4 protein-coding genes and 1 pseudogene are annotated in these 13,978 nt (G+C 40.6%); 4 read left to right on the top strand and 1 reads right to left on the bottom strand.

The genetic code is table 11. From position 1 onward, the window contains the following. The first annotated feature begins 92 nt into the window (after positions 1-92). The 3 genes from J8L97_RS09195 (at position 93) to J8L97_RS09185 (ending at position 7,825) form a co-directional block, all read left to right on the top strand. The gene (locus tag J8L97_RS09195; RefSeq protein ID WP_211048970.1) at positions 93-3,125 is read left to right on the top strand and encodes an amino acid adenylation domain-containing protein; all 3,033 of its coding nucleotides are present in this window, start codon (positions 93-95) and stop codon (positions 3,123-3,125) included. After that, positions 3,122-6,625, top strand: a complete 3,504-nt coding sequence (locus tag J8L97_RS09190) for a non-ribosomal peptide synthetase (protein ID WP_211048968.1) — start codon at positions 3,122-3,124, stop codon at positions 6,623-6,625. Before J8L97_RS09195 ends, J8L97_RS09190 begins: the two co-directional genes overlap by 4 nt. Positions 6,626-6,826: 201 nt before the next feature. Continuing rightward, complete coding sequence (locus tag J8L97_RS09185; protein ID WP_211048966.1) at positions 6,827-7,825, top strand: TauD/TfdA family dioxygenase; 999 nt, start codon at positions 6,827-6,829, stop codon at positions 7,823-7,825. Between the two features lie 849 nt (positions 7,826-8,674). On the opposite strand, the pseudogene J8L97_RS09180 reads toward J8L97_RS09185, so the two are convergent. Beyond that, positions 8,675-9,739: pseudogene (locus tag J8L97_RS09180) on the bottom strand (IS3 family transposase). Between the two features lie 960 nt (positions 9,740-10,699). On the opposite strand from J8L97_RS09180, the gene J8L97_RS09175 reads away from it, so the two are divergent. Further along, a partial coding sequence (locus tag J8L97_RS09175) for an amino acid adenylation domain-containing protein (RefSeq protein ID WP_211048964.1) occupies positions 10,700-13,978 on the top strand: 3,279 nt, incomplete at its 3' end.

The raw sequence follows: 13,978 nt of genomic DNA, 5'->3' as shown, positions 1-13,978 counted from the left end.
TTACAAGTGTCGTGAGTTCTTTGTTGATAATTAGATAAACACACATGAATATTTTTTGGTTGTTCATCAACCGGAAAAACAAGGAATAACCAATGAATAATAAAGTGCTGGCGTCTCCGATCCAACGAGCGCATTGGAATCAGCTAAAGAATACGAATAAAGAACAATTAAATACTGCCGCTATTAGTGCTGTCTACCCTGGTATGCTAAATGCTCAGAGTATTGAAGCGTACTTACATCAGTTGGTCGGGTGTTTCGACATCCTCCGCACACATTATGAAACCGATGAATTAGGGGCGTTATGGCAGCACGTTGCCACCGATATGCCAATTCATTTTTCTACTGTGAATTGGCACGGTCTGAATGAATATGAGGTCACTGAGCAAAAGAAAAAAGAGTCAAAAACACCGTCAATTAGCAGTGTAACTGTACCGTGGATACGAGTTGTCGTGGCAGAAATGGTCGATTCATGTTGGCTTCACCTTGAAGTTATGGGGTTGAACACTGATGTTTTCTCACTGAATTATTTGGCTGAATCTTTAATTGATGCAGGTAACGGCCGCCTTCAGGATGCACAAGGGCGGTTACATGACGAGGTCATTCAATATGAAGATTTGGCACCTTGGTTAGGTGATTTCCTACTAGATGAAGAATTATTAGATGCCCGTAAATTTTGGTCTCGAGATAAAAGTGAGCGAGCGTTAGAGCAAAAGCTGTCGTTACAACGTTATGTTCAGGCGACAGAAAGTGCGTATGCGTTTGCTACGATGGCGCTAGATGACCTGTATGATCCCATTGCGAGTTATGCATTTACACATCAAGTGAGTATTGCAGAAGTGATTTGTGCTAGTTTGAGACACACACTAAAAAGATACTCATCAGACGCGGTGCTATCAAGAGTATTTGATAGCCGTGCAGACTGTGATCTTGCCGATGCTATCGGACCGTTAAGTCGAGCAGTGCCTTTATTTCCTGACATGGATGGAGTGTTTGATACCGCAATTAAACAGGAGCAAGCATTAAGTGAGCAGGGCGTTGATTATGGTGAATGCTTTATTAAAAGTCATGACCATGAAACTTCAGGGTTTAGTTTCATTTTTGATAGCATTGAAAGATCGTCAGCGTCGCACTGTGATGTTGAACAAATTATTAGTCTATCGGAAGCGTTAAAAATACAATTTATCTTTATTAATCAGGGGAAAAATAGCCGATTACAGTTTACATATGACACAGGTTATATGGATGAACAGGCAATGGCATATTTTGTAGCAAGTTGTAAAGCTGATTTAATAAAGCACATTGGTGAGGTACGTACTCAGGAGCAGCATGCTTATCAAGGCCGTGGTGACACCGTTGCAGCGAGTTGTCATTCAGTATTGGATCAGTTTACCAACATTGCAGACACAACGGGTGGTTCTGTAATACAAATTGATGGCAAAAAGCATACGTTTGCTGACATTAATGACGATGCAAATCGATTGGCGAACTGTTTGATCGCCGCAGGTATAGGTCATGGTGATGTCATTGCGCTATGCCTTACGCGCTCTATTGAATTTGTTATTGCGATGCTGGGCATTATGAAAACAGGGGCCGCCTATGTCCCGGTTGATATTGATCTTCCTGCACAGCGTATCAGCGCTATGATACAAGATGCACAGGCCAGCTCTCTGATTTGTCAAGGGGATGTGATGGTGGAGGGGTGTCACTCGATTAATTATGCTGAGTTGGATTTGCATGAATATGATACTACAGCGCCTGCGATTAAGATTGCACCAGATGACTTAGCTTATATTTTATTTACATCTGGTTCGACGGGTAAAGCGAAAGGGGTTAGCATTAGCCACAAAGCGCTACTTAACCATATGACTTGGATAAACGAAGAGTTCAAGTTTAACTCTCAAGACCGCTTTTTACAAAGAACGTCAGCAAGCTTTGATGCTTCTATTTGGGAGTTTTGGAGTCCGCTAATGGTTGGTGCAACCATGGTAATAGCGCCACAGGCAATCAATTATGATCAGGCATTATTTAAACAGACTTTGACTGAACAGCATATTACGCGCATGCAGATTGTGCCTTCATTATTAGACTTGTTAATAGAATCAAACTCTGAATCACAGACATATCACTTAGACACTATTTTCTGTGGGGGAGAAGCGTTAAGAACCATAACAGCACTCAATGCAAAGAATGCATTCAATTGTGACGTTGTAAATTTATATGGGCCTTCAGAGTGCTGTATTGATGCACTATTTTGGCGATTTGATGAGCGTTTACAGACTGACTTTGTGCCAATTGGGTATCCAATTAATAACCTGAACTGCCGAGTAATAACGGAAGGTGGCCAGGTTGCAGAGATTGGTGAATCGGGTGAGCTACAAATTAGTGGAGACTCGGTATTTTCTGGCTATTATGGACAAGATGAACTCACTGCTGCTGCGCTTGAGTACTGTGATTTAGCGTCTACCAAGTTCTATAAAACCGGTGATCATGTACAAATTTTATCCGATGGTAACTTAATGTATCTGGAGCGACTTGATGATCAGGTGAAACTGAATGGATTTAGGATTGAACCTGAGGAAGTATCCATGTTTGTCATAAATAATGGTTTGTCGGAACAAGCACAATGTAAGGTGGTCGGTAATAGTTTGTCTCTGTTTTACATTGGTGCCAAGGTGTCTGAGCAAGAGATCATCCTGAAATTGAAAGGCGCGTTACCTGAATATATGGTACCAACCCAATTGATCGAACTAGAAGAGTTTAGCTATTTATCAAATGGTAAGCTGGATTCGAAAGCGTTGGTGACATTGGCTTTAAATTACACAAGTGCGGATTATGTGATGCCATCAACGGATGTGGAAACTAAGTTGGTTGCTATTTGGCAAGAGCTATTGGATACGTCGATGACGATAGGGACATCTCATGACTTTTTCAACATTGGGGGGCACTCATTGTTGGCGATGAAAGTACTTAATCGTATCCAAGAGCAATTTGAGGTCAATATTAGCGTCCGAGTGTTATTTCAAAATAAAACAATTGCCGAATTGGCAGCGTATTTAGAACCAATGATCTTACTAAATGCAACACACGATAGCGAAGTAAGTGAGATGGAGGGAGGATTATTATGAATGTTGTAGATTTATTGAAAGAGGCCAATAGTAAGGGCATTATACTTTATTTAGAAAAAGGTAAGTTAGCTTTTAAAGCGCCTCCCGGCGCGATGGATAATACGATTAAAGCACAAATAGTGGCCATGAAAAGTGACATTGTTGAATTGTTAGAAGAATACGCCACGTCGGGCGCACCGCAGTTAAAAGCAAGGCCGGCACAAGTTGGAGATTCAATAATCACGTCCTATGCACAACAAAGACTTTGGTTCATAGATAGCTTGCAAGGGGGATCGGCAGAGTACAATATGCCGGTCGCTTTTGAAGTAAAAGGTCAGCTGGATTTATCGATATTGTCGCGTGTATTTACCACCATTTTAGAACGTCATGAAGTGCTACGTACTGTGTACGTTGCTGAAGCCGGACGTGCACATCAATATATTCGTGATGTATCTGACATTGATTTTGAGATTAAAGTAGAAGACTGCACTCATTTGAGCGATGATGCGCTTACTGTCGCAGTGAACGCCATGATAAGTCATGATATGGACCAGCCATTTAATCTAAAAGAAGATTTAATGTTGCGTGTCAGCTATGTGAAAAAAGCATCTGATTCAGGTGTATTATTGTTCAATATGCATCATATTGCATCGGATGGATGGTCTACGGAAGTATTGATCAAAGAATTTCTTACCTTATATCATGTGTATAGTGAAGGGCAGGAAAACCCATTACCACCACTGGATATTCAGTACGCAGATTATACTTATTGGCAAAAAGAATATTTAGAGGGGGAGGTGTTAGATAAACAGTTAAATTATTGGAAAAAGCAACTTCATGACGCGCCAATGATACACTCATTACCGTGTGATTATCCGCGACCCAAAACAAAGCAACATATCGGTGCCATTGTTACACATGAGCTTTCAAGTAACCTTGCGCAAGGTTTGTTAGAATTGGCTAAAAATCATAATTTAACACCTTTCATGCTTGTGCATAGCGCCTTGTCATTGCTATTGGCCAGACACAGTAATAGCGCTGATATTGTGATTGGTACACCAATAGCAAATCGCCTTCAAGCTGAGCTAGAGCCGATGATCGGCTTATTTGTTAATACACTTGTGCTGCGCACTAACACGCATCATGAGACGCTCTCTCGTTTTTTTGAACATATTCGATTGGTGAATTTGGATGCTCAGTCAAATCAGGATGTGCCATTTGAACAATTGGTAGAGCGCTTAAAGGTACCAAGAAGCACAGAACACAGTCCGTTATTTCAAATCATGCTCACGACGAACAGTGATTTTGGTGTTAATAGTGATAGCAATGCCCAGTGTTTTCAATTACCAAATGTCGAATTACAGGCGCATCAATCAGACCTTATTCAGTCTAAGTTCGATTTAGAGCTGAATGTGAGTATTAATGAGCAAGGTGTGAGCTTAAATTGGATCTACGATGTGAGTTTGTTCTCAGAGTCTCACATAGCTCAGTTGAACACGCATTTGTGTGAATTGTTAAATAATCTCAGCCATACGGACGTTCAGGCAGAGCAAGCACCTCATGCTGTGCCAATTTTACCTCAAGAAGAAGTTCATCATCTTGTCCATACGCTCAATAGTACGCAATTAGAGTACCCTAATGAACAGTGTATTCATGAGTTATTTGAAGAGCAGGTCGCAAAAACCCCAGAGGGCGTTGCACTGACCTTTGAAAATGAATCACTCACTTATAAACAACTCAATGAAAAAGCCAACCAAATTGCTCACTTCTTACAGATAAATCATGGTGTAAAGCCTGATACATTGGTGGGGTTATGTGTGGGGCGCTCATTGGAAATGGTGATAAGTATACTGGGTATTTTAAAAGCTGGGGGGGCTTATGTGCCACTTGATCCTACACACCCCCAGTCGCGACTCAATGATATTCTAGAGGATACAACACCGGAGGTTGTATTAACTCAGGCTCATTTGACGGATAAATTGTCTAGCGTTGAGGGTAAACTGCTCATACTGGATCAGGAGGTCGATGGCGAGTCTATTTTTACCGAGTATTCAATTGATAACATTGATAAGGCATCAATAAGCTTAACGTCTGAAAACTTGGCGTACGTAATTTACACGTCAGGAACAACTGGTAAACCCAAAGGGATTATGGTTCAGCATAAAGCCTTAATTGCGCGGAAAGTAGGTTGGGATGAGATATTCGAAATTGATAAGAAGCCGCTCACAGTGTTACAAATGGCTGGTTTGTCGGTCGATATTTTGTTGGGCGATATTGTTAAGGCGCTATGTAGTAATGGTGGCAAGCTGGTTATTTGTTCGTACCAAACGCTGATATCTCCGAGTGATCTTCATGGACTAATAGAACATCATCAAGTGAGCTACGGTGATTTTGTGCCAAGTGTTATTAGAGTGCTGACTAGTCACTTATTGGAGAATAAAGCCCGATTAACGAGCTTTCAGCATATATCGATTGGGTGTGAAGCATGGAAAAAAGAAGATTTAGCATTACTCACGCAAGTCATTGATGAAAAAACAAACGTTTACAATTTATATGGACAAACGGAAACCGTCATCGATACGAGTTACTATAAAGCGAATTATCAGGACATGGCGCAAACTAACATGCACTCAATGCCATTGGGTACACCGTTTCCAAATACGTCACTTTATATATTAGATGATAATTTGCAGTTAGCACCGCAAGGTGTTTCTGGAACGCTGTATGTGGCAGGTGATGGGTTAGCGATGGGGTATTATAATAACACGACACTGACGAATGAAAAGTTCGTACAAAATCAGAGCCAAGATCTTACTGGAAATGTCTTATATTGCACGGGAGATCTCGTCCGTTATTTGCCTGATGGTAATTTAGAATTTATTGGCCGTGCAGATGACCAAGTTAAAATTCGGGGTTTTAGAATAGAGTTGGGTGAGGTGGAGTCACAGTTAATCGGATTGACTGATATTGATACTGCACTGGTGATGGCCAAAGAGTCATCAACGGGTAAACAGCTGGTAGGGTATATTAAACTAGATGGTGAATTTGAACACAGTACGCAGTTAGATATTGTTACACGCACTAAAGCATCACTAAAAGCCAACTTGCCAGATTACATGGTGCCTGGTGCGATTATTGTGGTGGATACTTGGCCACTGACGTCAAATGGAAAAATAGATAAGAAAGCACTCCCAGATCCAGATTTGTCGCAGGATGAATATAGTGCACCCACAACGGATGTGGAACGTAATTTAGCCGATACTTGGGCACAATTACTTAACCTAGACGCCACTACGATCAGTATCACAGCAAACTTTTTCGAGTTGGGGGGCCATTCTTTGTTAATTAGTCGATTAATCGCCTCTATTGATAGTGAATATGGTGTGAGTGTGTCTATTAAAGACGTATTTGGTAACCCGACAATTCAGCATATTGCTGAGAAGGTTATTGAGTTGCAAGCGTTAACCGAACCCGCAGTCGTACCTGCGGTGTCTGAAAGCAAGAACTCAATAGTGATATAAAAATAATGAATAGGTGCCTCTAATCGCAGGTTAAAAAATATTGTCTTTAACCGTATTGCTTTGATTGAGCAATACGGTTTTAGGCTACCAAAGAAAAAGCCAACGAGGCCTTGAGGTTGTTGGTAGATGTGTAGCATGCGCTATTTGATTTCAGGCACAGACAACTTTTAACGGGACATGTATTTGTCTTAGGAGGGAAATATGGAATTGAGAAAAGAGTGTAGCTCTATAATTAATATGAGAGACAGTGACACGTTAAGCACCAGTGTCGTTTTGGTTTTATCAGAGCTTGAAAAAAAGAAAATAGAAAAGATTATTGGTGAACATCAGTCTGTTGAATCAGACGATGGTGCAGAGATTATGTATAGCTATTTAGAGACATGGACTAAATTTCCAGAGAGAATTAAAAAGAAATTACTGGAGTTTAAGTTCAAAGGTAATACGAATAGCTATTTGCTGTTAAAAAACTTGCCTCTACAAGCTGGTCTGTGTCCTACCCCACCTAAAAAACATGATGTAATTAGCCGAGAACGTGATTTTGCTGCGCTGTTACAATCGGTTGTATCGGTCTCTCTAGGCTACTTGTACAACTTTAAAGATAAAATAACCAGTGGTTTAGTGGATGATGTTTTTCCTATAAAACAAGATTCTAATAAACAAGTTGGGACGAATAGTGTGTTTCTTGAATGGCATGTAGAAGATGGTTTTCATGAGATGAAAGCAGACTATGTGTCGTTGCTTTGTTTAAGAGAAGATCACAAGGTACAGACGTACTTAATGCCTGCGCGTCATCTTAACTTATCTGATAGTGACGAGCGGCAACTGAGCAAATTTGACTATTTAATTTGGGAAGATTTGACGTTTATTAATGATGGCGAATTGCAAAGCAGTAAAGTTCAAGTGTTGGATGGCACCTCCGATCCTGAGATAATTTACGATCCAGCCTACATGGAGGCATGTAGCAATGAGTCTAAAGATGCAATGGCTGCTGTCAAAGAGTCGATTGTTAAAAATTGCATCTCGTTATCTTTGGCTGAGGGAGACTTACTCATTTTTGATAATCGCAGAGTTGTACATTCCCGTAATGCTTATGAGCCGAAATTTAATGGTGAAGATCGATGGCTTTTACGAACCTTAATTGTTGAGAGCTGGTGGAAAGCGAAAAATAAAAAAGTAAGCTCAACATTATTTGTAAATTAAGTCTTATTTAACCTCAGGTTTGGATAAGGGTTTTGGAATAGAAAATGTTTTGAAAACAAACTTATGTACAATCAAATGATGATATTTTGTTCAATATCAAGGCGCTTTTATGCAGTAATAGCAGGCTATTACAAATGAAAGCAACGCCGAGAGTGAGAAAAATAGCTTTATTGGGCAAATTCGCTTATCCAGAGCTGAGGTTATTTAGCATGAGTAAAGTGAGCGGTGAACTGGGCTGTTCACAGTGTTGTATTATCTGCTATTTAAGCAATTAATCATGATAGTGGCATACATGTCATAGTTTGCTTTACACAAAAGGTTACCTGTTATGGCAGTACATTACACTACACAGGTAACCCTGATTAAAAATAGGGTTATTTTAGAGATTAAGGATAATGTAACTCCACCTAATGTAGCATAGATCTTGCGTAGAATTATAAGTGTGATTTATAGAGTTCGTTTCAATCTGGCGACCTCTAAATTGTGTTTGTAATTGGGATCTCAACCCCTTTTATTTTTAACATTATAGCGGTCTAAAATTTCATCTGAGAAAGGAGTTTTATTCGAGACCATGAAATACTTTTCCATTGGTGTTTTGCCTTTGAGAGCGCTATGTGGTGAGTATTTCAGTGCTTGAGGAGTTATAGTTGCAAGTGCCAATTAATGGATAGTTTCGAATCTATTCACTATCCACATTATAAAGATGGTGAGAAAAGAAACAGCAAAGCACAATATTGACTATATAGATAAAAAGCACAATTTACATGCAACTAAGTTGATGAAAAATCATGGCTGGCAAGAGGTAATCCTGTAACTCCACCCAATTTAGTACAGCTCTTTTGTAGAATTTTATGCAGCCTCAAGATAACTAATTGGTGTCATATCACCAAGTGAATCATGAGGTCGTTCGTAATTATAGATATCTAACCACTCATCTGTGATTTCACGTACTTCTTGCAGTGATTCAAACAAGTATAAATCTAGCACTTCTTCACGGTAACTTCGGTTAAATCTTTCCACAAAGCCATTTTGATAAGGGCTACCAGGTTTTATAAACTCAAGCTTAATACTGTTTTCCATCGCCCACGTTTCCAACATAGTCGAAGTAAACTCTGGGCCATTATCTACTCTAATTTGCTTTGGTTTACCGCGCCAAGCAATGATCTGTTTTAATGTCCTAATCACTCTCTCAGCCGTTAAACTGGTATCAACTTCAATCGCTAATGCTTGTCGATTGAAGTCATCGAGTATATTCAATGTTCTAAAGCGATGTCCGTAGCTTAGTGCATCACTCATAAAGTCCATTGACCAAGATTCATTATGTTGCAGTGGGGCACTTAATGGTTCTGGCGTTCTCGTTGGTACACGGCGTTTTCCTTTACGTCTCAAATTGAGTTTTAGCATGTTGTAAACTCGTTCAACACGCTTCTTATTCCAAGGTTTTCCCTTATTGCGAAGCCTTTTAAATAGTTTGGGCAGCCCCCATCTTTGGTGACGTTCGACCAATGCTAGCAATGCGTCGATAACCTCATCATCTGATGGCCGTTTATGTTTGTAATAAAAAAACTGAGCGGCTTAGCCCTGCCACTTCACAAGCAAATGCGACGCTGATGTTAAATTGGGATCTTAAATGTTCAACCCAAGCTCTGCGTCTACTTGTCTTTACAGCTTTTTTGCAATGATATCCTCAAGCATCGAGTGTTTTAAGCTCAGCGTTGCAAACATATCTTTTAGCTTACGATTTTCTTCTTCAAGTTCTTTGAGGCGTTTAACACCACCATACTTTGAGCGCCATTTGTAAAATGTGCTTTGGCCGATGCCCTGTTTACGGCAAATTTCAGGCACTGGAATACCTGATTCAGCTTCTTTGATCATGCTGACAATTTGAGTTTCGGTAAACTTGCTTTTTCTCATCGTAAATTTTCCTATTTTAGTTAATGGAAAATTCTACTTATGAACTGTTTCATTTTTTGGGGGAGTTACAATCCGGTTAGCGTAACGTGAATGATTGGAGCAGGCCATATTTAAAAATCGCCTGCTTACGCTATAAATGAACCCACGTCTTGGTAATATCACCTCACATCAGCTTCAAAAGGGTATTGCTTTTTAAATTAAATTAGCGGTAAACTAAGAAGTACTCGCTTTAATGTCAATATTGTTTCCTACGCAATTGTGTAGAATCTTAGTCCAATGGATGACTTTTGCTATTGGTTTATCGGGTAAACACTATTGGTGCGAAGAGCAGATAAAAAATCATGCTAACCCAAACTATATCTTGATGTTGTACGTAAGGGGATCATGTCTAATAGGATTGTTATCAAAAATTGATGATATTTTGAGAAGTAAAAAAAGCAATGTTTATTGTCGTCAAGGGCGTTAAATATAAATATCGGTGATTTATAATTTATTCAAACATGACTAAAGCGACCATAAGAGTGGCATAAGGTGAGTCATAAGTTGATGCAATTAGATATCAGTTAAATGCTAGGTTCCTATAAAGTGGTTGTTGTTTATTGAATAGAATAAGAACGTACAAAAATCGAAACGAGGCAACCGTTGTGCGTATTTTGGCATTATTGCTTTTGTGACGCTTTGTTTAGTCGATGTTATTACAACAGTTCACATTAATTTATGGGTATGAGAAATTGAAAGAGGGTAAATGAGCAAGTTAAGCTTTCGCCGAGAAGACTTAAAAGCATGCTCATTATTTTTTTAGTTATTGGAATTTACGTGGCAGCTGCGACATATCGCAACGGATAGGATGAGCGTCACAACACATTATTATAGATGTAATATCACGATTAAGTTTTGTTCGCAGTGTGGGTAACCGTCATTAAGAATAGGGCTATTTTAAATATTAAGGGTAGAGTTTCAGTGGAAAATATTAAAGACTTGATAGCGGAGTGTTCAGAGGCGCTATTCTCATTTGAAGTAGTTGATAATGATCAATTAAAGGTAGGCTTTGACAGTGAGCAGCCAGACCCTGCACTGATCCAACGGATAAAACAGCACAAAGAACACATTGTTTATTATATAAATACCAACGGATATAAAAAGATAATTAAGCATCCCACTCACGAAGTGAACATCCCGTTATCGTATTCACAGCAACGACTCTGGTTCATTGATAATCTTCAAGAGGGCACAACAGAATATAATATGCCCATCGCTTTTGAGGTGTCAGGAGAGTTGGACCTCCCCTTATTAACCCGAGTGTTTAGCACCATCATTGAACGTCATGAAGTACTGCGCACGGTATACCGGGAAGTGCAAGGAGAGACATATCAGGTCGTTCGAGCGATGTCTGATGTTGATTTCAAGATTACACAGGTAGATTTAACCCATCTCACAGGTGAGACGTTAACGTCAGAAGTGGCAGAACAAGCGACCCGATTGACCCGTCAGGTATTTAACTTAAAACAAGACGTGATGCTTCGTGTCGGGTATATCAAACAGACCTCAGAGTCAGGTGTACTACTGCTGAATATGCACCACATCGCTTCCGATGGTTGGTCAATGGAAGTACTTCTAAAAGAGTTTTTTACCCTCTACCATGCTTATAGCGAAGGCCTAGAAAGTGGATTGGCCCCGTTAGATATTCAATATAGTGATTATGCACAGTGGCAAAGAACCTATTTAGAAGGGGGAGTACTTGAAAAGCAGCTCAATTATTGGGAGCAACAACTAGCGGATGTACCCGCAGAGCATACCCTGCCTTTAGATAAAGCCCGCTCAAATGAAAAAGAGCGTAAAGTAGCGATTGTGCAAGGGCAATTATCAGCGCACATTGCAACTCAATTACAAGCGGTAGCAAAAGCGCATCAATTGACCCCTTTTATGTTATTACATGGTGCACTTTCGTTATTGTTGGCTCGGCACAGTAACAGCTCTGATATTGTTATTGGTACCCCAGTTGCAAGCCGGTTACAATCAGAGATAAACCCTTTGATTGGGTTTTTTGCCAATACATTGGTGCTCAGAGCAAATACCAATCATGATACGCTGAGCGCATATTTGTCGCATATCAGGCAAGTACACTTAGATGCGCAATCAAATCAGGATGTGCCTTTTGAGAAGCTCGTCGAACGTTTAAATATCCCCCGTAGTTCATTGCACGGCCCTTTATTCCAGATAGTCATGACCACCAATAGTGATTATGGTATTCACGATGACAGCAGCACAAAGTCATTTCAATTACCTCATGTCGAGTTACAAACCTACCAGAGTGACTTTATTCGCGCCAAATATGATTTAGACATTGATATGAGTCTCAGTGATATGGGGTTGGGCTTAACATGGGAATATGATACCAGTTTGTTTACGCATGCCCATATTACCCAGCTAAATCAGCATTTATGTACACTGTTATCTGCATTAAGCACATTGCAAGCACAGCCTGAGTATGCCATTCATTCTTTACCTATGTTGGCGCAAGAGGAAGTTTACCACTTGACTCATACATTAAATGAGACATCAGTGGCGTACGATAAAACAGCCTGTATTCATACCTTATTTGAGCAGCAAGCCCAACAGCAACCAGATAAGGTTGCGGTGGTCTTTGCAGATAAAATGCTGACGTATAAGCAGTTGAACGAGCAATCAAATAAAGTGGCGCATTACCTACGGGAACATCATGCTATTGGGCCAGACAGTTTGGTAGGCTTGTGTGTGGAACGCTCGCTGGAAATGGTGATAGGAATTTTAGGTATTTTGAAGGCCGGCGGCGCATATGTGCCATTAGACCCAAGTTACCCACAGGCGCGTTTGAACTATATGCTAGAGGATGCCGAATTATCCGTGGTATTAACCCAAAGCGATACCGCGCAGCAACTAGGGGGTTTTACTGGTGAGCTTGTTGCATTAGATGATAAAACACTCTTTGAGCATATATCGGCGGACAATGACGAGAACTCAGAGGTGTTATCGCGGAATTTGGCTTATGTGATTTATACATCAGGTTCAACAGGGCAGCCAAAAGGTGTGATGGTAGAGCACCAAGCATTGTTTAATCGGATCCACTGGATGCACAATAAGTATGGGATGACTGCGGATGATAAAGTGCTGCAAAAAACCCCTTACAGCTTTGATGTGTCGGTGTGGGAGTTTGTGTGGACATTGGCATATGGTGGGCAGCTTGTGGTGGCTAAACCCGATGGCCATAAAGACCCAGAGTATTTGTGTGATTTGATCCAATCTCAAGGGATCACAAAAATGCACTTTGTGCCTTCGATGTTAGGGGTTATTTTAGAGCATAACGAGTTTAAAAATAGTGGCAGTGTGAAACAAGTTTTTTGTAGTGGTGAAGCGCTACAACAGGGTCATGTAAAGGCATTTAGAGACAACTTACCGACGGCTGAGTTACATAATTTATATGGTCCGACGGAAGCGGCGATAGATGTGAGTTATTGGGATTGTGCGGGTGACATTAGTCGTGGTGTTCCGATAGGAAAAGCCATAGATAATATTCAGTTGATGGTGTTAGATCCGCATTTAAATGTGGTGCCACAGGGTGCGATAGGAGAGCTGCATATCGGAGGGGATGGATTGGCGCGAGGTTATTTAAATCAGCCGACCTTAACCGCAGAGCGGTTTATTGATAACCCTTATTTAGAAGCGGGTTTGCCAGATAGTTCACCGCGATTGTATAAAACAGGTGACTTAGCACGCGTTAGAGAAGATGGTGAAATAGAATATCAAGGTCGAATCGACCATCAAGTGAAGATCCGTGGGCTACGTATAGAGTTAGGAGAAATAGAGCATCAGTTAGGGAATGCGCCTTTGGTTGATTCTGCATTGGTGTTGGCCAAGGAGGTAGCGGGGTCAATGCAGTTGATAGGCTATGTCAAACCAACAGATACGCGACTAGAAGATGATAAGGGTACCTTTGTAGCGGATATAAAAGCGTCACTGGGTCGTGCTGTACCAGAGCATATGGTGCCGAGTTTAATTGTGGTTGTAAGTGAATGGCCACTTACATCGAATGGTAAGGTAGATAGAAAGGCTTTACCAGCGATCGAGAGTCAGAGTTTAGAAACAGAGTATGTTGCCCCGCAAACAGAGACTGAATTAGGGCTGGTTGAGATTTGGTCTGAGTTATTAGGCATAGAAGCGACAGGCATTAGCACCACGGCAAATTTTTATGCGTTGGGGGGC

It is taken from the genome of Pseudoalteromonas sp. MMG012, from assembly GCF_018100875.1.
Lineage (GTDB): Bacteria > Pseudomonadota > Gammaproteobacteria > Enterobacterales > Alteromonadaceae > Pseudoalteromonas > Pseudoalteromonas aurantia.
Note: the sequence above shows the minus strand (reverse complement) of the source record. Positions and strands in the feature narration are given on the sequence as shown.